At 57.4% G+C, this 21,384-nt stretch carries 13 protein-coding genes; 3 read left to right on the top strand and 10 right to left on the bottom strand.

Features of this window, described 5'->3' with window-relative positions; translation table 11 throughout:
- Nucleotides 1-300: 300 nt before the first annotated feature.
- Nucleotides 301-921: a hypothetical protein gene (locus KIH45_RS18230; RefSeq protein ID WP_213177404.1), complete on the bottom strand. Its 621-nt coding sequence runs from the start codon at nucleotides 919-921 to the stop codon at nucleotides 301-303.
- Nucleotides 922-1,251: 330 nt separating this feature from the next.
- On the opposite strand from KIH45_RS18230, the gene KIH45_RS18225 reads away from it, so the two are divergent.
- Entirely contained in the window at nucleotides 1,252-2,790 is a 1,539-nt protein-coding gene (locus KIH45_RS18225) for a macro domain-containing protein (protein ID WP_213177403.1), read from the top strand.
- A 64-nt stretch (nucleotides 2,791-2,854) separates the two neighbouring features.
- On the opposite strand, the gene KIH45_RS18220 is transcribed toward KIH45_RS18225, so the two are convergent.
- The 7 genes from KIH45_RS18220 to KIH45_RS18190 are packed head-to-tail and all read right to left on the bottom strand — an operon-like array spanning nucleotide 2,855 to nucleotide 7,285.
- Complete coding sequence (locus KIH45_RS18220) at nucleotides 2,855-3,325, bottom strand: hypothetical protein (RefSeq protein ID WP_213177402.1); 471 nt, start codon at nucleotides 3,323-3,325, stop codon at nucleotides 2,855-2,857.
- Between the two features lie 33 nt (nucleotides 3,326-3,358).
- Nucleotides 3,359-3,931 carry a hypothetical protein gene (locus KIH45_RS18215; RefSeq protein WP_213177401.1) on the bottom strand — a complete coding sequence of 191 codons (573 nt, stop codon included), beginning with the start codon at nucleotides 3,929-3,931 and terminating at the stop codon, nucleotides 3,359-3,361.
- Complete coding sequence (locus KIH45_RS18210) at nucleotides 3,928-4,347, bottom strand: hypothetical protein (protein WP_213177400.1); 420 nt, start codon at nucleotides 4,345-4,347, stop codon at nucleotides 3,928-3,930. Before KIH45_RS18210 ends, KIH45_RS18215 begins: the two co-directional genes overlap by 4 nt.
- On the bottom strand, nucleotides 4,344-5,201 hold the full coding sequence (locus KIH45_RS18205; RefSeq protein WP_213177399.1) for a class I SAM-dependent methyltransferase: 858 nt from the start codon (nucleotides 5,199-5,201) through the stop codon (nucleotides 4,344-4,346). The genes KIH45_RS18210 and KIH45_RS18205 overlap by 4 nt, the downstream gene beginning before the upstream one ends.
- A 1-nt stretch (nucleotide 5,202) precedes the next feature.
- A complete protein-coding gene (locus KIH45_RS18200; protein ID WP_213177398.1) occupies nucleotides 5,203-5,931 on the bottom strand; it encodes a hypothetical protein in 729 nt (242 codons plus the stop codon).
- Nucleotides 5,932-5,942: 11 nt separating this feature from the next.
- Entirely contained in the window at nucleotides 5,943-6,392 is a 450-nt protein-coding gene (locus KIH45_RS18195) for a hypothetical protein (RefSeq protein ID WP_213177397.1), read from the bottom strand.
- Complete coding sequence (locus KIH45_RS18190) at nucleotides 6,389-7,285, bottom strand: ATP-dependent DNA ligase (RefSeq protein ID WP_213177396.1); 897 nt, start codon at nucleotides 7,283-7,285, stop codon at nucleotides 6,389-6,391. Before KIH45_RS18190 ends, KIH45_RS18195 begins: the two co-directional genes overlap by 4 nt.
- Before the next feature lie 120 nt (nucleotides 7,286-7,405).
- Here KIH45_RS18190 and lepB point away from each other — a divergent pair, with 120 nt between their 5' ends.
- The gene (lepB, locus tag KIH45_RS18185) at nucleotides 7,406-8,185 is read left to right on the top strand and encodes a signal peptidase I (RefSeq protein ID WP_213177395.1); all 780 of its coding nucleotides are present in this window, start codon (nucleotides 7,406-7,408) and stop codon (nucleotides 8,183-8,185) included.
- Nucleotides 8,186-8,367: 182 nt separating this feature from the next.
- Here lepB and KIH45_RS18180 read toward each other — a convergent pair whose 3' ends face one another.
- Nucleotides 8,368-8,910: a cell wall hydrolase gene (locus KIH45_RS18180; protein WP_213177394.1), complete on the bottom strand. Its 543-nt coding sequence runs from the start codon at nucleotides 8,908-8,910 to the stop codon at nucleotides 8,368-8,370.
- A 153-nt stretch (nucleotides 8,911-9,063) separates the two neighbouring features.
- Complete coding sequence (locus KIH45_RS19410) at nucleotides 9,064-19,737, bottom strand: tandem-95 repeat protein (RefSeq protein ID WP_213177393.1); 10,674 nt, start codon at nucleotides 19,735-19,737, stop codon at nucleotides 9,064-9,066.
- Between the two features lie 902 nt (nucleotides 19,738-20,639).
- Between KIH45_RS19410 and KIH45_RS18170 the strand changes: the two genes are divergently transcribed.
- Nucleotides 20,640-21,227, top strand: coding sequence for a toxin-activating lysine-acyltransferase (locus KIH45_RS18170; protein WP_213177392.1), 588 nt, complete (start codon nucleotides 20,640-20,642; stop codon nucleotides 21,225-21,227).
- Nucleotides 21,228-21,384 lie beyond the last annotated feature (157 nt).

Raw genomic sequence — 21,384 nt, 5'->3', positions numbered from 1 at the left:
CAGCGGGACCACAATGCGGCAATCAATATCTTGAAGCGCGGCCTCGCCGCGCACGGGGCGGCTAGGCGTCCCGGGGAACCCAACGTGGCCGATTGCGGCGTGCGTGTTCCCGGAACGGCGGATCCGCTAGCAGCATAGCTGCAGCGACCGTACCAGGATGGTTCGTGCGGATCAGATGTCCACACGGAAATCCGAATAGCCAGTTTTCCTTCTCAAGACAGTTCTGCCCGTCTGGCAGGCGCAAAGAAAAAGGCCGCCCCGGATGGGACGACCTTGATGCGTTAAAATTAAGGGTGGCGTTTAGCGGCCGAAACCCTGGTCGAACGGATTGCCCGGGGGCATCCCCTGCCCCTTTCCGGCATTGTTGACGGAAAGGGTTTCAAGATCGATGCGGTGAATCTCGGTGCTGTCGAGATAGACGCCGCATTCGAAGTCGCCGAGCAGCTTCTCCTGCTCGCTGGCATCAAGAGACGCGTAATCACCGTGCGCTTCGGCACGCAACGCGACCTCGCGCTCCGGATGCCGGAGCATCTGGCGAACGATGGCAGCATCGAAGGCCCCCAGGTGAGGCATCTTGTCGTCGACGGTCGCGCCACGCAGCTTCTCGCGCTCGATGATTTCGAGCTTTTCGCCGAGGAGCTGCTGATGGCGAATATTACTGAGCACATGCATTGCGATCTCGCGCGTGCTTTCGAGTGGAACTTCCCAGCGGCCGCCCTCCAGTTCGGCAGCCGCGAGCGCGATCGCGCGCTTCTGGAGATCCGTGTCGTCGGTGCCGGAAGCCGAGAGTGCAGCACGCGCAGCGGTCGCGAGAGGCTCGGAACGATCCTCGCGGTTCATTATCGCGACTGCAATGTCCTCGTGCCGAGGCTCGACACGATAAAACCCACGCATTTCCAAAGCCCCCAGTACGGCGCTCATCCTACAAACCATCCCAATTTGTCTGGTCCAAGCAAAGCTGCCGTACCAGAAAGGGGTCAATCCTCTGCATCAAAAAATCGGCGGACCTCGGAGTGTCCAAGGTTCGGACGGTTTTACCCTACCTCTGTGCGCAAAAGCAGCTTTGTAAGGAGCAAAGCATTGAACCCTCATTGCCTATTTACAGGTGCAATTCAAGCTTTTCCGGCTTTTATGCGAGAGGTTCGCAAAGTCTGCTGCGATCAGTTTCGGGTCATTTGCGCGAAAGCGTTTGCCGCCATGTTTGTAGGATGGCACACTAAAGGCTGATCCTATAACAGGGGGATAATAAGCATGGCCTTTAAGCAGCCTGGTCAGGTCTCCGGCCTTGAAACGCTCAGTTACGTCTCTGGAAACATCGTCGACGATCGCGCGCAAGTCCTCGTAAATACTGTCAATTGTCAACTTTCCCGCTACGGAAACGGTGTGATGGGCAAGGGCGTTGCGCTCGCTTTCAAGGAGCGCTTTCCCTCGATCATGGCCGACTATGAGGCTGCGATCAGGTCCGGCGAAATGCGTCCTGGTCGGGCCCTGCTTTTCGATTTGCCGGATGGGCGTAAGTGGGCGGCGCTCGGCACGAAGGACCATTTCAGGGATCCATCCGAGTTCAGTTGGGTCGACAAGGGCCTGGCTGAGCTCGGTGAGAAGATGCGGGAAGCTGGCCTGAAATCGGTTGCTCTTCCCCCGCCCGGCTGCGGGAACGGAGGCCTCGACTGGAAGAAGGTGGAGCCGTTGGTCCACCAGCACCTCGAAGGCCTGAGCGTCTCGCTCTATGCCAAGCCGTCCGGTGCGATGGTGATGGACAAGGGCCGGCTGATTGAGCGTCCCGAGGATGTGGCTCGTGAAGCTGCCCAGGCTCGTGACAAGGATGCGCAGAAGCCGCTCTACGGCAAACTGGCTGCGCCTCCCGAAGCGAGCTTCGACAACGTTGCAGGCCGCATGGTGGTCAATGCCCGCCTCATGATCCGCGAAGCAGACGGCAAGCGTCCGATCCCTGTAAATATCACGTCTGACCGTCTCGAGAACGGGAAGGAATTCGACGTGATGCAGGATTTCATGGCGCTGAAAGAAGGCGACCAGATTTCCGCAGCCGGTCGCTGGCGCAAGCGCGACGATGCCTGGCAGTTCAATGCTGCGCGCGTTGCCAGGGGCCGCGTGCCGCTGTCCGGAATGAAGTCCGATATGCCCAGCCCCGACATCCTTGGCGACTGGGCGATAGAAACCTTAAGGCAGGCCGGCCCTGCTCCGGAGAAGGCTCAACCTCGCCAGGAGCGAGGTCATGCGGTCGACGAGACGACGCGAGTGAAGCTCGAGGCGACCATGTATTTCGCTTATGGCGCCGATGCCCGTCCGGGCATGCAGCAGAAGTCGACGTTCGACGCGATCCTTGAAGGACAGCGGACTTCGACGACCCGGCTGAGCAAATGGGGCGGTCTCGAACGCTGGGAGCGCCTCAAGGAAGGTGACCTTGTTCGCTTCTATGCCGACAAGGACAAGTCCGGTCGCAGCGTCGTTGTGAAGGTCCAGGGCGTTGACCGGGTAAACCTTGCGAGGGCAACTGATGCCGAGGTCGCTGCGTGGAGCAAGGCCGAAGGCTGGTCGGAAAAGCATGGACGCGAGCTTGGCCTCAAGGGCGAGGCAGCGCAGATCCGCTACGTGCCGGTTCCAGGACAAGCCGTTCTCGAAGGTCGGCCTACCAATTCGCCGGACTTTGCCGCGCGCCTTGAAGCCGAGGTAAAGCGGCAGATGTCTGCTCCAAAATCCCAGCCGCAGCCGACACAGTTCCAGCAGGCAGGGTTGGCCGCAGCGCTCGGCCAGAGCCTCGGTCGGTAAGAGCCTTTCGGTTTGCCTCAGGACCGCTGCTGCCGACAGGCATGCAGCGGTCTTTTGCGTCCGGCTAGGCCTTCGAGCTCGATTGGTCGATCGGGACGTAGGTGTCTTCGAACCGGGCGAAGAGGTAGATGTCTACTTGGCTGTCACTGACAAATGCCAGCCGCGCCAATTGATCGGTGATCTCGACCTCGACGGTCATCGTCGTGCCGCGGAATTCGCCAGCAGCTACCTTGCCTGCGACTTCGGCCGTGAGCCTCAGCGCGCGCGAAAGCGCGATCATGAGGTTGTCGAGCTGCAGGCGGTCATCATAGTGCTGGTATGTCATCGCGACGAGATCGCGGGTGACGATCCAGCTATCGATACCGTCAACTTCCTGCCCCGGCAGCTTGGCAGCATGCATCTCGACGTAGGCGCCAGCCTGGCTGGCAGTCCTGAACAGTCCGGTTGGCTTTGCCTCTAGCGAGCGGAACTGTTTCTTGATGCCGCGACTTGCCTTGGGATGTGTGCCCAGATTGATGACCTGGCTCTGGCCCATGATCTTTTCCTTACCATAGATGGTGTCACGACTTCAGGTCGCGTCCTGCAGCCACTTTCTGAGCTCAGGGAACTGCTTCGTGTTCTCGATGAAACCGGCCGCCTTCAGGCCGTGAATGCCGAGGTAGCAGTTCATCCCGAGCATCAGTCTTATCTCGTCGCCTGCGCCGTCATAGGTACTGCCCCTGATGATCTGGTCCGGCGCGAGGCCGCAGCGCAGGCCGAAGGCGTAAGCCCACGCCGTTGCTTCGGTGTCAGACATCTGGAGCAGCGCCCGCATGAGCGGAGATTCCAGGAACGCGTCGTTGCCGCGATGCGCCTCGTAGATCGCGTCGACGGCGTGCGCCGCGTCTTCCACATCGCCTGTCACCTGCCTTCTGATGATGGGAGGCATGATGGCAAGATGCCCGGCTTCGTGAAGAAGGTCCGAAGCGACAGCGGACCGGCTTACATGGAGTACGCCGTTCCTGATCTCGATACCCTCCAGAAAGCCCGAAGCACTTTCGTCCCAGACAACCTCAAGGCCTATCTCGAGAAGAGCTTCCGCGACCTTCTCCAGATCTGCGTCTTTTGCTGCGATTTCTGCGACCATGGTTGCTTTCGTCATTTGAAGATGGCGTCGAGACGGCTGAGCTGATCATCGGACAGCCATATCTCGTCATCGAGCCAATGGTATCCGTCTTCGCCGTCAGGAGGGACTAGCTTGGCTATGGCATGGCCGTCGAAACCGCCGCCGGCAGGCATCTCGAACACGCCCTCGTAGTCGTAGGTTCGACCATCGTCCATTTCCACGACTGCATGGTGGCCCCACCAATCGTCAGCTCGTTTATCCCAAACGAGCACGACGCGTCGCTCTCCCCCATAGGCTTTGGCCAAGGCGGCAGCGAAGGCCCAGCATCCGCCATGGGTCCAGCCCCAGTCCGGTTCCTTCGCGCGTATTTCGTCGGTCAGATCCTGGAGGGGTTCTTGCCACCAAGGTCTTTGGTCTGGCGCGGGCAAAGGACGCTGAATGTCGCTTGTCATGCTGCCTCGCGCCGCAAGGACCAACGACCGTCTTCTTCACGGTTGCAGGTCAGCTGGAGTGTCTGTCGGATTTTCTCTTTCCAGAACTTGTTGGCCGTCGGTCGTCGTGGCCCGATCTCTGCGTAAATCTCGGGAAGCCGAGATGTTCCGCCCAGGTTCTCGAGCGCTTGCTGAACAACGGCAGCCCAGCCGGAGCGGCCTTCTTCGACTGCACGCTGATAGACCTTGGGCATGTCACGGATCGCATCGGTCTCGTGATAGAGGATCAGGCCTTTCAGGCGCGGCTCTGGGTCGCGGGTGAACCGGGCGAGCATCAGGGGATGGCTGATTTTGCCGAAGATGTTGCGTGGCATCATCTCCTGTTCGAGGCTCCACCGGCGGTTCCATCGCACCACATGGGACGAAGCCTGAAAGATGTATGCAGGCAGCAGCATGATGACCTGTCCGCCATCGTCGAGCAGAGGGTGGGACCGCTCTAGGAATCCGTCAAAGAGCCGGGTTTCGAATGGCGGGTTGCCGATGATGGCATCGGCATGATCGACAGGCAGTTCGACGGTTCGGTAGTCGCCGACAATGATCTCGTGGCCCTTGGCCCTGGCGACTGCAGCGAGGCGCGGGTCCAGTTCGATGCCGATATTGCGATACCGGGCCGGCAAGGCGTCTAGGAATCGTCCGATACCTGCCGACGGTTCGATGATGACCGCGTCGTCTGCGAAACGCGGCAGGGCGTGCTGAACGATGAGTTCAGCCGCCCATGCCGGCGTCATGTACTGCGACAGCTCCGGGTCGTATGCGAGCGCTGCCTCGTCGTCATTCGCAGGGCTTAATTCCCGGAAAAGGTCGAGGTTCTGCATATCAGTCGGCCTTCGCCCGCTCTTCAACCGAGAACGTGAACTCGCGACCGTCCTTCAGCGTGAAGTAGCCGCTCTCCGCCTTGTCGAAGCTTTCGGCCGCATCGATGCAGCTAAGATTGCTGATTGCATCGACGATGATACCGGCAGGGCCTTCGTCCGTTGCGGGTTCGTAGGCAATCTTGCCGGTGGCCTGCTCTGCGAGCCTGCGTGCATCGGCAAAGGCATCTTCGAACTTTTTGGCGGTCTCGACTTCGTATTCGGGCTCTTCAGCATCCTCAGGGTTGTGATGGATGTAGAGAAGCTGCTCTAGCTTGCAGAGGCCGGAATCGACCGCTGCGGCAAGATCGCGTTGGGGCAGCTTGTCCTCGTCTTCGAGGTCGATCGAGACGATATCGACGTTGTAGCCCGTGTTCTCGGCGACCTCGTCATGGCTGGCAGCAACGAGGGCCGCGGCATCGGCAGCAGGCCGTCCGAGCTGGCAGATGAGAAAGGCGCGGTTCGCGTCCTGGATCTTCTCGAACCAGTTGCCTTCATCGACTCCTTCGATCGGTTCGAGCGGATGCTTCTGCCCGGCGGGCGTCTGCATGTAAGCATGGATCTCGCCGTTGGCCTCCATCACGATGCTGTCTACCTTGGCAGCGGCCTTCTTGGCTGCGGCATCCTTGTCGAAGAATGCCAGGTCGTCGAAAGCGACGTGGCGGCGCATGCCCTTGATGACGTGAATCTGCATGTGGGTCTCCGTTATTCGGGGGTGTCGATGTAAGTGCAGGTCAGCGGCGCGATCGCCTCGATGCAGCCGCGAAGCTCGTCAGCCTGAGGCTGGGTAATCATGTAGGCCGAGGTCCAAGCCTTCTTGCCGACCCGAATGATTGCTTCGCCATTGCTGCGCCAACGCTCCGGCGCAAAAGTGAAGGACCAATGCGGAGCCTCGCGCATTGCGAGTGCGATTTCGCAAAGGTCCTCTTCTCGGCGAAGGTGTTCGTGGCCGGGCGGGCACAGGTCTCGGATGAGACGGGCGTAATAGGCCATGCGCTGAGTTGCCTGCCTGCCCCCGCACATCAGGGCCGTGTTGGCTCCGATGATGAGGGCATGGAGAAGCATCGGGGCATCGGCCTGGTCGAACTCGATCTGGCGCAGGCGTTCGCCATTGCCTTCCGCCTCGAGCGGTAATTCCTCGCGGCGGGGCCTCATGCGGTGATCCCGAAGTCGGCCGCGAGATCGTCGCGCAGGCGGGTTACCTTGGGGAACACGAGGTTGCCGCGCTCGTCTTCGCCGAAGTGGCTGATCTCGACCACGAAGCCTGCACCGCGCGCGAGGGCGGCAGCCTTGTCGAAACCGACTTCGAACGAGCCGATCTTTCCAGCCTTGGCGAGAGTGCCATCGGACTGGCGACGGGAAACCTCGATGCTCGCGAGGATGTTTGCCGGGTCCTTCGCCGGATTGACCTTGGTGACGATGACGTCTTCGGTAAGGCGGATCTTGATCTTCCAGCTCTGGCCGCGCTTCGTCGATCCATTGGTGTTGAGCTTGTGTGCTCCAAGGCGATGCCAGACGACCACGCCTTCGATCTGGTCACGCTCGATCTGGGCCAGAACGTCCTCGTAGCTGGCACCCTTGGCGATCTGGTAGTCAACGCCGCCGCCCCAGACCGAGGTGTCGCGCCCGATGATTTCCTCGAGCTGCGAGAGCTTGCCGCGGCGCACTTCGTAGCCTTCAGTGGCAAGACGGCCGGTCATGTCGAGCATGTCGAACGGCGAGGAGCGAACCCGCGAGGGATCGTAGTTCATCGCGTCCTGGAGCGAGGTTGTTCCCTCGCCTTCGGTGTGAAGCTCGGTATCGATGAGGTAGCCCTCGGGCGCCTTGGCGTAATAAGCAACGAGGTGCGGCAGCTTGTCGGTGATCTCGACGGTGCCGTTACGGCTGAAGATGCGCGTTTCGGCGCCAGCGGTGATGACATGGCCGCGATGGCCGTCGCGCTTGTGCGTGGCAATGAGCTGGTTTGCACGCCACATGCGGGCGAACTCGTCCGGCTCGATCGTCTGGACAGGCTTCTGCAGCGCCCAGCCGGTGGGAAAGTCGCTCATCTCTTTTTCCTTCGTTCGTCGGTCTCTCGCCTTCGTTCGCGAGAACCTTTTTCCGCCTTTCAGATGTTCATCCTAAAATCTGAGAGAAGAAGGGCCGCTCTGGCCATGACAGGAGGAATGATGCGAGCAGACAGCCAGAGGCATCTGAAGGAAGGGCTGCTTCGCATCGCGAAAATGGTGGGCATGGCGTGCGTGCTCACCTTTCTGGCAAGATCGGTGCTCTTTGCGCCGTACTACGTGCCTTCCGGTTCGATGATGCCTGCGCTGCAGGTTGGAGACTTCTTCGTCGCCTCCCGCTTTGATTTCGGTGTTTCGCCGCGGTCGTTTGTACCGTCTGCCCCGGCCACGCCGATGGTCGGTGCTGCCCTTCCGGATCGAGGGGACATCGTCGTCTTCCAGAATCCGAAAAAGCCGGGAATGAATATCGTGAAGAGGGTCATTGGCCTGCCCGGCGACCGGCTGGCGATGCATGACGGGCAGCTGTTTCTCAATGATCAGTGGATCATCTCATCGAAAATGGAAGACTTCCTCGCGCCAATGAAGGGGGTCAATTGCCTGTCTCTGCCGGGCATCGTCGAACAGAATGCGCTGAATGATGCCGGAGAGCCTGCCTGCAGGTTTCATCGTGATGTCGAGTTCATGCCGAACGGAAAGCGGTTCGCAACGCTCGATATCGCGCCGGCCGTGTCTGACGAGTTCGCCGAGATCGTCGTTCCCGACGATCATGTGTTCGTCCTTGGCGACAACCGCGATGACAGCCTGGACAGCCGTTATGCCATCGCTGACGGCGGCGTTGGGTTCGTGCCTGCGGATCGGCTGGTCGGGAAGCTGAGGTTCGTGATCGGCAACAACACGGCTGGTGCGAGATTTATTGGCCTGCGCGATGCTTTTGCGCGTTAAGCCCTTGTCATGGCTCAGGTTTCGTCCGATATGATTTTCTGCAGGTGTTAGCCTGCACTTTTATGGGCGAGTCAGTGTTGTGCGGGTTTAGTCCCGACAGGTATCGCTGTCCTCGACGATAGTCGCCGCGAATTCAGCCTGGCTGCTACGCAGCGCTGGCCCGCCCTCCAACTCCTTCGAGTTCAGGTCGCCGAATAGAAGATGTGATTGCCGATCTGGCCCATCTTCTTGACGCGCTTGCGCCACGACGGCGCGACATAATCAGCGTGGAAATAGACGGCTGATTGCATCCCGGCGGTCTTGCGACCTTCGACCACTTCTCGGGCCAATGCGCTATGGCGCTCGTGGCATTCGTGCGGGACCTTGGGGACCTTGCCGCGCTTCACGAACGAGAACTGCGCGCGCTGTGCGATGACGCCGCAGGCGGTTGCCGGCCAGCGGGGATTTGCCTTCCTGGCAAGGACGACCTCGACGACAGCGATCTGGCCGTCAGTGGGTTCGCCGCGGGCTTCGAAGTGGATGGCTGATGCAAGGCAGTCGATTTCGGCCTGCTCTGCCAGCGTCGGGACATTGGGCTCGGGCAACTCGATCCTGATCGGATCGACGATTACCGGTTCTGGAGCGGAGAGATCGAATAGACCTTCTTCCGCGGCGGCTGCCTGAAACTGGGGGGCAAGCTCCGAACGACCGTCTAGCGGCGCATCCAGAAAGGCCGGGTCCCCCATCCAGTCGATATCGGCGCGGCTGACATCAACGGATGGAATAACGCCTTGCCGCTGCGCTGCTACTGACCTTCTATATGCAGGCTACACTCTCGCAAAGCATTGACCAAACAGGGTTATGGAGCGCCGAAACTCACACTTCGGCGCTCCACATCGTTACGCGAACCAATCGGTTCCGGCGACATGCAATCGGCGTATTTCCTGCATTTCGGCCACCCCGGAGCCATTGAACGCCGCGATTTCCTGGCGGATGAGGGCAAGGCGAGCCGACATCGGATTGTCGTTCGCTTCGATGGCGGCAACTAAGGGTTGCCGCCGCGCCGGGAGCAACGCCCTTGATTGCATGTTCAAGTCCGAACCCGCCATGTCGCTTGTATCGACCGACATCTCAAAATCCGCTTCCATCGCTTCAAGCAAGCGATCAAGCGCGGTGGCCGGACCACCCAATTCGTTATCCAGATCAACCTGTTCCGAGTTAGACGACAATCGTTCGAATATGGCTGCAAACCGCCCAGAACGGCGTAGCGCAGCACCTTTCGACGGACGATAGCCGAGCGACACATCGGCCATATCGCCGATGTCTCCGTTCTCCCAGGTAAAGCTGGCTGACGCGAGCACGGCATTCCCGTCGAGTTTGTCGCGATCGGATGTTACCTGCGAAGTCAGATCGAGCGAAGCGATCCCGATTTCTTCGAGGGTGCGCAATTCTCCCGCATCGGTAATGCCGTCACTGTTGGCATCGACCCAGAGGCGCAGTTCGTTGAAACGCGCATCGCTCGCATCGATTTTGCCGTCCTCATTGCTGTCTAGAGCAGCAAGGCCCGCCAGCGCACTTTGCGCATCGGGCAGTTCCGATGCCAGGCTGAGTTCGGATGCATGGGTGATCAGGCCGTCATTGTTGCGGTCGATGACGAGGAAGGCGTCACCTGCAGAAAGCCACCCGGTGTCGTCGCGTACGCCATTTCCGTCCATGTCGAAGCGCGCCGAAGTTCTGCTACGATGTTGGAGCCCGATACCGTTGCCATCGAGATCGAGAACGATCGGCGACAGCATCCCGTAGGACTTGCCAAAATATTCCGCGATCGTATTCGGTCCAGTCTCATCTGTGAACCTGCCCGCCATCGCCCAGCGATAACGGCCCCGCCCGATCGTGACCTTTTCAGGTTCGAATTCGGGAAGGTTGGTCGCCGCCGAGAAATAGGTCAGTGCAGCATCGATGAAGCCGCGTTCGGTTCCATCACCCAACTGGTAGCGTCCCGTATTGAGGACTGCCACTTCGCCCAGCTGCGTCGTGCTGCTGACCGCAGTTCCGGTAAGATCGAACGATGCGATGCTCAGATCCACCAGGCTGAAGGTCTCATCGACATCGACAGCGCCGTCACCATCGATATCCTGCCAGACTGCAAAATCGGTAAAACGCTCATCAAGCACTGACAAAAGGCCATCGCCATTTGTGTCATATGCTCGCAGACCACCGAGGTCGGACGTGGCATCGGGAACGTCATCGATAAAGCTGATCTCGCCTACATTGGTGAGCGTACCATCGTCATTCCGGTCCAGGTAGAGAAAACCATCGCCGGAACCGACCCAACTGGTGTCGTCGGCAAGGCCGTCGCTGTCGAGATCGAACTTCGCATCGCTTTCCGAAGCGGACAGGGTTTCGATGCCGTCGCCAGCAAGGTCGAGAATGATCGGCGAGGAAACGCCGATAGTCTCGTTACCCCGGAACGTAAGCCGTTCGATGCTGGTCAGGCCATCCTGGCCGTCATCGAGGGCCTCGTTAGAGCCATCATGGATAGCCTCGACGAACAATTCGCCGCCGCTGGTCGAGAACGTATATTCCTCGATGAACCCGCTATAATAAGCGGTGTCGATGCCAGGACCGCCGACGATATGGTCATCGCCGCCGTTGCCCCAGATATGATCGTCATCCTGTAGGCCCTGGATCTGGTCGTCGCCATCACCACCGGCGAGATAATCTACCAGACCACCACCTTTGATGTGATCGTCGCCGGCACGACCGAAGATGTAGTTTGTGGTCGCATTGTTGCCGAAGATCGTGTCGGGCCCTTCGGTGCCTTGATACCAACCGGCATAAGGGTCTTCGATCACAACTGTTACATTCGCGGTTGCGGTTATCGAACCATCAGTGATTGTGTAGCTGAACTGATCGGTTCCTTCGAAACCGACATAGGCCGTGTAGACGACGTTGCCGCTCTGATCGATGGCTACAGTCCCATCGACGGCATTGCCGACACTCACGAGAGACAATGCGTCGCCATCAACGTCGATGTCGTTGACCAGCAAGTCCGATGTCAGAATGACGAGAGCGTTGCCGCCCATCGAGACAAAAACACCGTCATCAGTTGCGGTCGGTGCATCGTTTACAGGATTGATGACGAGATCGAATTGCTGGGACGCCGAAAGCTCGCCATCGCTCGCCGAGACGAGAATAGACCACGAGCCGTTCTCGTCAGTCGGCGGCGTACCACTGAGGTCGTAACCATCGAACGTCAGCCAGCCTGGAAGCACACTCCCATCATCAAACGTTGCTGTAAGCGTCAATGGATCGCCATCGGGATCGATGAAGGCATCGACCGGGATGGCAATATCGACGGGGTTGTCTTCGTCAATGGTCACATCTGCGATGACGGTCCCGATCGTCGGGGCCTGATTGGACACCGACACGTTCAGCGAGAAGTCTTGCGAAGCTATGTACTCGCCGTCGCTCGCAAGGAGGGTCAGGCTGAGCGATCCGCTCAGTCCATCAGGGACACTCCCGCCGAGGATGCCGTCGGTCACGTAAAGCCAACCGGGTGCAGCGGTCCCATCCTGGTATTGCAGGCCGAAGAAGAGCGGATCGCCATCGACGTCGGTGAACAGGTCGCCAGGCAGTTGAAGTTCGAACACCTCTCCATCAAGGACGTTGACGGTTCCAAGCGTAGCGCCTGCAACAGGCGCGTCATTGACGTTGCGCACTACGAGCAGGAAATCGTCCGACACGCTCTCGTTTCCATCGGACGCAGTCAGGCGAATATCGTAGCTGCCATTGAAATCCTGCGGCGGCGTGCCGACCAGATGTCCGTCCACCAAGCTGAGCCACGTCGGAAGTGACGCTCCAGAAGACAGCGTTGCCGAATAAGTCAGAGCATCACCATCGGGATCGACAAACGTCCCATCAGGGATCTGCCAATCCAGCGGCGTATCTTCATCCGCCACCACCTGACCGATCGCAGAAGTCAGTCTGGGCGCATCAGGCGTACTGGCAACCGAAACGCTGACGACGCCGCTACCTTGTGTACCTTCGGCGTTCTCGAAGACCGTTACGAACGATGCGTCGCCGAAAAAGTCTGCGCTAGGCTCGAAGACGACATCACCGTCCAGATTGATCCAGACGCGGCCATCGGTCGCACCGCCGACGCTTACCAGTTCGAAGGGTCCACCATCCAGCCCTGCTACAGAAGCATAAATATCTGCCACCGCAATGGTCAGCCGCAGGTCCTCGGTGCCGTTGAACTGAAGGTCGGTCGGTGTCGGCGCACCCGGATCGGTAACGGCAACGACCGTTTCATCCGAGCCTTGGAAGTAGAGCTCTTCGATGCCGTAAAGCGTATCAGTACCGTCGCGATTGGCGATAAGATCGGTCACGACAATGTGATCGCCAAGATACTCGATCGAGTATTCGCTTTCCGCACCGCGGAACACCGCCGTATCTCGGCCGCGTTCGCCGTAGAGGGTGTCGTTACCTCCAATGCCGGTCAGGATATCATGGCCATCGCCGCCCCGGATCACATCATCGGTGAGGAACCCGACAATATCGTCGTCGCGAGAGGTCCGCTCCTGCGTGAGGATGATGTTCTGGACATCGATCCAGGTCAGGTATTCGCCGCTGAGGTAGGAGAACTCTTCAACGACCCCAGGAGCCTGTGAGAACTGGCCATCAATGGTGAGCGTGAGGCGTTCAGGGCCGTCGATTTCGATCAGAAGATCGAGATTATCATCGCCTGTGCGGGAAAAGTGCGTCCATTCCTGCCGGACGCCTTCGCCGAATCGGACGATGTCGTATCCACCGGTATCGGTGATGCTATCCTCGCCATAGCCACGCGCGAAGATGAAGTCGTCATCTTCCGAGCTGCCATGCAACTCATCGTTACCCGCGCCACCATCGAGCGTTCCGCCATATTTATCAGCGTAGTAGATGTTGTCGCCTGAGTTGTCGGTCCCTTCGATCCGGGAGACAATCTGGTCGAGCGTCAGTTCGACATTGTCTGCGAAGCGTATCGCTTCGATGCCCTCGGGGCTGGAAGCAATGTAACGGAGGACATAGTATTCGAGATCGAACGCGTCGATGCGCCCGTCACCCGTCAGATCATCGATGTCCCATTCACGATAGTTGTAATAATCATAAAGGCTCTCGCCAGTCAGATCGAGCGGGGCGAATTGATCGATTATCGTTACCCGGTCACCAGTGTCGACGATCTCGATGATCAAGTCGTCGCCTGTCGTTCCGCCCCGCACGAACTTGAGGTCCGTAAGAGCGATGTCCGGCTCGAATGTCAGAACATCGATTTCCGATTCAGGAAAAGACCAAGGATAATCCTCTACTGCAGTTATCTCAAACCAGAGCGGCATAGCGCTCTTTTCATAGATGGTGTCCTGGCCATAGCCGCGACCGAATACGTAGAAGTCAGACCCTGCTCCTCCGGCCAGAAAATCATCGCCAGCCCCGCCGTCGAACAGCCCCGAGACCCGATCGACCCATCGCGTCTCGTAGTCAGCAATTTCAAAAATCACATCGTCGCCATCGGTGGCGACCATCAACGGTGCGACAAGATCGGCTAAGGCATGAGTGGTACCGTCCTCTTCGAACCCTAGCCATTCGATTGCAGGCCGGAATGCGCGATGGCTGAGACTCGGAATTACGACGTAGTCATCCGATCCTGCCAACCCAAGCGTGATGTTGCCCTCGCGGTCCACGCTGAGCGTAATGTTGTCGAGAGTGATGCCCGGCTTGAAATCGAGTTTATTCTGATTGCCGATCTCCCAAACATCATTTTCCATGAGTGTGTGCTGGCCATCACCGTAGCCGAAATAATAATATGTCGCCCCGTAGTTGCCCTTGATTATGTCGTAGCCGCCACCTGCGAGATCGAACCACCCTTCAAGGCCGCCAATATCGTCAATATAGTCATCTCGGTTGGTGAAAGGATCTTCCCAAGCAAAAAACCGGGTCCCATCCTGCAGAAACAATTTAGCAGTGCCATCGATAGTTACCGTATCACCAGTATCCTTATAGGTGATGACGGTTTGATATGCCCATTTGTTATACCTGCCTTGGGTTTCCGGCGTCGCATCGTCATACCATCGATCGTCTGCATTGTAGGTTGGAATGTTGCGAAATTCGAGCTCGCTCGTGTCCTGGACATCCGTAAAATAGATGCTTCCCTGTCCGAAGAAGCGGTCATGGCCGCTACCTCGGTGGAACTCGATAGATGCGTCGAGAATTATGTCATCGCCAGCGCCAGGATCGATAGGCGCCTGGGCGTCGGTTTGGTTCCACCATGGCACCGGATTGTACCAGAGAAGCTGATCGTCGCCGGTCGTGCCCTGCAGCATGGCGCTTGCCAGATTGACGTTATCCCAGGTCCAGACCGTGCCATCGGCAAATTCGATCTGCTGAAGGTCTTGCACTCTATCAAAGGTGATGGAGTCATCCGTGCCGACGAGACTTATCGAAGCACCCAGGGCGAAGTTGGTATCCAGTCGTCCAATGTAGTTGCCGGCCGTCGGGTCAAGGCTGAAATCGGTATTCCGGATCTCTATGTGAACGTCCGAGACCGAAACACCAGTGGCGAGTTTCAGACTGGCGGGACCGACAACATAATCACGTCCCGAGCCGAAGCCGAACTCAACGACATCATTGCTGACAGGGCTGGTTTGCAAAACGAAAACATCGTCCTGCGGACGGTTCGTGAACGTCTCGTCGGCAGTGGTTCCGTAATTCGCTCCGGCGTTCGTCAAGGCAATGGCGATATCGTCGAGCGATAGCACGCCACCGGTCGCATCGCGAAATTCCAGATTGTAGTTCTGGGTCGGATCACCCCCTATCCCATTCAGAAGGCGAAGGCTGCTACCGTCAGGCAAGTCGATGACAATGGTCGCGCTGCGGTAGAAGGTATCAAAATCACCCTCAAGTTCATGGCTGTAGAAGTCATATCGGAACGCAAGGTCCGTAGCGTTGACTCCGGCCGGGAGGTCGAGGATTACGTTCTGCGGATAATTATATCCCGAATAGGTAGCCTGACCGGCCCTGAGATCGAGAAGCTTGTCTCCAGCAAAGCCCGTCATGTCGATGACGAAGTCCTGAACGGTGTCTGCCGTTCGATCGGGGAGCCTGTCCTCGCTCGGAATAACGAAAAGCTCTTGTTCGCCCGCAACCCAATCGGCAGCATCGATCTGGGCGATATCGAAGGCGTTCAGTATCAGCCCGTCGTCGAAAACGAGCGAGAAATTCTCGGCAATGTTACCAAGGCGCAGGCTCGCATCGGCATTGTTCAGCGTGAGCGTAACTTCCATTTGCCCGCGCGACTGGCGCCCCAGTTCGAATGAAATATCGGAAAGCGTAATGCCCGGATCGAGCAAGACCTTATGGTCTTCGCTCGTGCTCGTTCCCATTCCCGAAATGTAATCATGACCGGAATCAGCACCAAAACGAACGGACACATCGTCGAGCTGCCGAGACCAGTTGACAACAACATAGGTGTCGTCGCCATACCCGCCGTCGAGCACAGATCCTTCAAGCCACCCCCAGATCAGATCCCGACCATCGGTGCCTTGCTGCAGGGCGCCGAAAATGGTGTCGAGGTCCATTTCCAGACCGTCAGCAAACCTGATCGTATCGAGAGCCACCGATCTTGCCGTGACGCTAGTCGAGTTATGGTACCAGTATGGCGAGAACTGGTGAATTAGGACTTTGTCATCCGTACCCTTGATCCCAATTTCGACAGCATTGCCCGAAGCAAGCCAGAAGCCCGATGTGTCGGTGGACAGCATACGGAATGTCAGATCGTCCTGCGTGATCCCCTCGCCGAATTCCAAAATGTCCGGCTTGGTCGGGTCCCAATCATCGATGTCGGCATCGCCGATCCACATGAGACCATCGCCACGATTGAAGACGTAGGTGTCCCGGCCACCACCACCTGCCGCGATTGTCAGATCTCCGACCGCTCCGATGATTTCCTGACCGTCCGTTCCGGTGACGAGCGGCGAGAACAGGTCGAGACCGCGATCGGGCATGAGCGCTAGTACGTCGGCACGACTGAGCGAACTGCTATCGTCGAACGTAAATGTTTCGATTCCGTAGTTTCCACCGGGAAACTCGCCTTTGATTACAAGTTGATCCTGCGTCCCGGCAATTCGGATGACCAGATCGTCCCCGGTGCCGCCGTACGAAAATTGCAGATCGGTCAGCGCAATACCCGCACCAAACTCAACTGCGTTCAAGCCGAAGGGGTCGATAATCGTATCGACACCGCTGCCGATCCCGAAGATATAAGTGTCGAGACCACGACCGCCCTTGAGAATGTCTGCGCCCGCTCCGCCATCGATCGTGTCATCGCCATCGTCGGCGTAAATGACATCGTTGCCGCCGAGGCCGAGTATCGTGTCGCTACGTACCGTTCCCTGTATACGGTCGTCATTTTCGGTCTGTTGCTTGCTGACCAGGATCTGATCGATCTCGCTCAAGTAGACAGGCGTTGAACCCAGGATGAAAGCGATATGGTCGCTTCGCGAAATGTAATAATCAGGAATGACCGCGACTTCGGTTCCATCAAGAGTGTTCACTCTCATGGAATAGGTGCCGTATGGCGCGCGCGTCTCGAATTCGAGATCGGCCAGCGTGCCGGCGATCGAGATCGTGTCGACGGTGCCGGTGGTGACATCGAACTCCGCCGCCGTCCCGTCCGGCGCCACCAGCCGGATTGTCTCAAGACCCGTGTGAATACCGGTCAGATAGAAGTCGAGGATGTCTTGTGTGCCGCTGATTTGAACGCGGGCTACGTCTTGCCCATCCACGACGACCAGCGATGTCTCGATATCCGCGAGTGTGAGCCCGCCCATAAGCTGGACGATTTCGCTGAGGTCGGTGAGACCTGCGCCGTTGTAATTGTAATTGTCGATGACCTTGTCATGGCCCGATCCGATCCCGAAAAGGATCGTATCCTTTCCATATCCGGTCTTGATGATGTCGTCGCCGGAACCACCCAGAAACCAGTCGACCCCGCCGATATCAGGCAGAGTCCAGTAAGTAGGATCGAAATCGCCACTCTCGAAATCCAGTTCGTTCGAGCTGCCGATCAGCGTGTCGCCACCGTCTTGCCCGATTACGGTCCGCTTGAGCGCATCATAATACATCAATGGATTGATTGCGCTCAGTGCCGCATCGATTTCGCTGATTAGTGTATCGCGATCCACTCCGGCATCGTCAGCCAGGTTCTCAGCCAGTGTTACGACGCCCTTCCAGAACGCCCATTGCTCTGCGGCATCAGTCGGTGAGAGTGCGTTCGCTGCACTGACAAAGTCGGCGACCACGAAATCGTCCGGGACCGTCAGAAACGCATCGAGGTGATAGCCCAGCGTCGGCAGCAACGAACTTGCCGCCGGAATTTGAGCGAGCAGACGCGTCGCCGTGCGTGAGACCAGATCGCGATACTGGTTTTCCAACGCCGCAGCAGCCTGGGGTGCGGGCGTTCTTAGCGTGCTTTTGAACCCATCGACATTCTGCTGGACGAACTCGTCCCCTGTCCAGTTCTCGACCGCCTGCAAGTGGCGCCCATCGATATAAGCGAAGCCAGCTTCAGGCCGTTCGCCATCCGCGCCAGTCCACCGTAGGACAATCTCATCGACCATCTGCCCGAAATGCCAGAAATCGGCAGGTTGGAGATCGATCAGGCGCTGAACCATCTCTTCCAGAACGGGATCGTCCTGCATCGCGCTGTGCAAATCGGCGACGGTGCCCGAGCCGCCGATATACGGCATCGCCTCAATGGTCGCGCTGATTTCGGACGCATTGCGCTGGAGCGCCGCGCGGGGATCTGTGCGGAACCATACATCGGCGATCTCGCCTAGGGTGCCGTCGGCCCATTCGAAGGTCGAGCGTTCCGAAATGTATCCGTCGGTCTGCACTTCATCGACTTTGAAGTAGTCGAGATCGATCGAGACGATGCCCAGATCGTCCAGCGAAAATAGCTCTCCTGCATCGCTGACACCGTCGCGGTTAAGGTCCTGCCAGATTTGCAGGTCGACAAACTGATCGTCCGCAACAGAGATCAGACCGTCATAATTGGTATCAAGGGCGGAAAGCCGGGACATGCCGCCGCCTCGGTATTCCGCAAAGTCATAGGGGTTGGAACCGAAGAGTTCGGTTCCGTTGTCGATGACGCCGTTTCCGTCCCGGTCCAGCGCAAGAAACCCATCTTCGGGATTGATCCAGGCTGTTAGCTCGGAGAACCCGTCGTTCTGGAAGTCGAAGTAGGCGCGTTGTTCGCCGATTGCGGAGATCGCGATGCCGTCACCGTTCAGGTCGAGGACGAGAGGGGATTGGTAGGTTTCGGGATCAAGCGGATCGACTCTTTGGTGTAGCCATATACCCGCATCGCCATTCTGAAAGTTCTCGATCGTAATTTTGGCGTTCGGAATCTCAAGCCAATCCTCCAACTCAACGACAAGAACATCCTTCCCGTCGATTGTCTCCTTCACATAATTTATGTCGCGCAATTCGTCACGATAGACACGGGAGTCCACATCTGTTTCAATTCCACCGGTGAGTATTGTCCCAAGAAACGAAATCGCCTTATCTTGGCGCTCCGGGTCTTTTATGATGTCGCCATCACCGACCCAGAAAATGTCACGTCCACCTCCGCCGGTCAGCGTATCGCTATCGCCATCATCATCGGATAGGTCGCTAACATTATGATTGATCCAATCGTCGCCTTCACCACCATCCAATACGTCCGCACCGTCGCCACCCAGCAGAATATCGGCGTGGTTCTCACCGTAGAGGTGATCTACTGCGGCTCCTCCGTATAAGATATCCTGGCCATCGCCAGAATGAACAGTGTCATTACCCTCCAACCCAAAGAAAAAATCGCGACTAATACCACTATCAAAATAATATCCTTGAGTATTTATTACAGCCCCAACTCCGCCATCATTACTAATATTCAGCTCTGAAATGCGGAAAACATCAATTTCTCTTCCAAAAGTATAATCTATACCGGTCTCAAAAAAACCATTCCTGCCGTCATTCGAAGTCCAAAGACTAAAATATCCAGCCCTTAATTGCTCATAATCGAGTTCCTTAGCTACCGTATGCTCAAATAATACTGCACCCCCATAAATCTGATCGCCCGACAGACCATTAAGATAGTCGGCATCATTAAATTTATCACGGTCCGGATCGGCGTCCGAAAAAGTACCATCATTACTAGGATCGGAATCATGATCCCGTAGATAAGCCGTTGCATGCGCCAACTCATGCGCGATAATTATAATTCCTGGTATTTGTGCATAAGATCCAGATTTGGTTATACCATGTAGATCATCTATGGTGCTTAGGTTTACATATATTGTGGTTCCTTGAGTATAAGGTGATATTTCATCCGTTTGCGCATCAAAGGAAAGTGCGCCAGCGATTGCCAATTCAATCAAGCTTGCCCGGGCTGAGGGGGACGTGAAAAGCTCGTCGAGCCATCCATCAACAAGCACAACATCTAGGGCGCCATAATTAGTCGCAGCTTTAATATCTTCAAGAGACAGTTCGTCAGCCATAAATCACCATCAATCATTTATATAAAAGCAACGCCTTGAAACATTTCTAGACAGAATACGTTCATACTCTATGCCGCAGATATACTGACCTGTAACAAAGAATATCTTTATTCCCGCCAACGCAGGCGGTGCAGCAGGCGACCCGCTGTCTTTTGTTTTGCAGGACCGAACGAAAGAGTTCCCCGCTCGGAGCATCCACTTGCAATGAGACAGTGGCCCCGACCCTACATAGCTAAGGTTATGACCCGCCAATGAGTCGGCAGTGATATTCCCATCAGCAAGCGAGATTTCAGCATCAAGACCGTTCGACGAACTTTGCTGGGCGGTGGACTTTGAGGACAACGCCAATGCGATATCCAAGCCGTAAATAGGCGAGCGTACCATCTCTAATATGGTATTTTTAAATGATAAACCCCACACATATGCGTATCTATCATTTAAATAGTACATTGATAGGGACGAGAGAAAAATTGCAACAGTGGCTATTGAAAAAAGCCCTATAGTAATAGGATGTGCCGTAATTTGTTTCGAGCCCAGCATCATGCAGAGAGGCAATAATTGAAGATTGATGTGCACGCGGCGGATCGCGGCTTCGGAGCATCCCTATCGCCCATGATTGAATGCGAAACTGCTGATAACGCCTGCGAACAACAGACAACTATCGTCTGGAAGCCAGAAGCCTTTTGCCTATTCGTGCATACAGGCGTAGCGAGATGGCAATTGGAAGAATTATGTGTTTGGGCACATGATCGCATTGAATTGCCCCCCAGCAAATGCGCGTGGCGATCATGCACTGGCGGCCCGCGATTGCAAGCTCATAACGGCCATTGTCACTTTCATGTCAGCCGCGCCTGTTAAAGAATTGGCGTTTCGGCGCGTCGCACGATTTGGAGAGCTCATACATGACCGATGACACCGCCAACAACGGACCTGCGGACAAGAGCGCAGCCTCGCTCGATCCCGAGATCGTCGCCAAGATCGCATCGCTGCGCAGCCATGTACGGGAGAGCTTCGGTAAGGTCGTGATGAGCATGATGATGCTCCCGCGCTATCGCCACCAGACACTCGCCGATCTGCAGCATCTCGTGCTCGACCCGCTGATCCGCGACCGCATCGCCATCGCCCAGCGCGCCGGTGACGAAGTGCAGGCCAACGATATCGCCGGTGTTGCGATCTGGGCCAGCGTTTCAGCAGAATGCGATGCCCGCATCCGCAACCAGGTCAAGGGCGGCGCCTGGCCGATCCGGCTCAAGACGGAGGACTGGAATTCCGGCTCGATCAACTGGCTGATCGACGTGATCGCTCCTGACCAGCGCGCCACCGCCAGCGTGATCGCGAACTTCCGGCAGGTCGTGAAGGAAGGCGCGCTCCAGCTCCACCCGATTATCACACGGCTTGTCGACGCCAAGACGCTGGAAAAGATGGGCGCGAGCAAGGCGCCCGGCGGAGAGGTGCCGGAGCAGGTTCCCGAGGGCGAGACCGTCAACTGAGACGCAAGTATTCGTTCCGGGAATTACTTTGACGGGGTGGAGCGACCCTACCGCTCCTTCCCGGCTTCGCTCACGGCCTGATACCGAAGTGCGCTGAGGATGACTCACTTCGGGGGATTCCCAAGGGGCCGGAAATCTGATTCGACGTTGCAAGCTA

Source organism: Croceicoccus gelatinilyticus (genome assembly GCF_018398395.1).
GTDB lineage: Bacteria > Pseudomonadota > Alphaproteobacteria > Sphingomonadales > Sphingomonadaceae > Croceicoccus > Croceicoccus gelatinilyticus.
Note: the sequence above shows the minus strand (reverse complement) of the source record. Positions and strands in the feature narration are given on the sequence as shown.

Excerpts from the sequence above, each read along its gene's own strand:
- KIH45_RS18210 (WP_213177400.1), bottom strand. The coding sequence starts at position 4,347 with ATGACAAGCGACATTCAGCGTCCTTTGCCCGCGCCAGACCAAAGACCT.
- KIH45_RS19410 (WP_213177393.1), bottom strand. The coding sequence starts at position 19,737 with ATGGCTGACGAACTGTCTCTTGAAGATATTAAAGCTGCGACTAATTAT.
- lepB (WP_213177395.1), top strand. The coding sequence starts at position 7,406 with ATGCGAGCAGACAGCCAGAGGCATCTGAAGGAAGGGCTGCTTCGCATC.
- KIH45_RS18230 (WP_213177404.1), bottom strand. The coding sequence starts at position 921 with ATGAGCGCCGTACTGGGGGCTTTGGAAATGCGTGGGTTTTATCGTGTC.
- KIH45_RS18205 (WP_213177399.1), bottom strand. The coding sequence starts at position 5,201 with ATGCAGAACCTCGACCTTTTCCGGGAATTAAGCCCTGCGAATGACGAC.
- KIH45_RS18220 (WP_213177402.1), bottom strand. The coding sequence starts at position 3,325 with ATGGGCCAGAGCCAGGTCATCAATCTGGGCACACATCCCAAGGCAAGT.
- KIH45_RS18170 (WP_213177392.1), top strand. The coding sequence starts at position 20,640 with ATGACCGATGACACCGCCAACAACGGACCTGCGGACAAGAGCGCAGCC.
- KIH45_RS18200 (WP_213177398.1), bottom strand. The coding sequence starts at position 5,931 with ATGCAGATTCACGTCATCAAGGGCATGCGCCGCCACGTCGCTTTCGAC.
- KIH45_RS18215 (WP_213177401.1), bottom strand. The coding sequence starts at position 3,931 with ATGACGAAAGCAACCATGGTCGCAGAAATCGCAGCAAAAGACGCAGAT.
- KIH45_RS18195 (WP_213177397.1), bottom strand. The coding sequence starts at position 6,392 with ATGAGGCCCCGCCGCGAGGAATTACCGCTCGAGGCGGAAGGCAATGGC.
- KIH45_RS18190 (WP_213177396.1), bottom strand. The coding sequence starts at position 7,285 with ATGAGCGACTTTCCCACCGGCTGGGCGCTGCAGAAGCCTGTCCAGACG.
- KIH45_RS18225 (WP_213177403.1), top strand. The coding sequence starts at position 1,252 with ATGGCCTTTAAGCAGCCTGGTCAGGTCTCCGGCCTTGAAACGCTCAGT.
- KIH45_RS18180 (WP_213177394.1), bottom strand. The coding sequence starts at position 8,910 with ATGGGGGACCCGGCCTTTCTGGATGCGCCGCTAGACGGTCGTTCGGAG.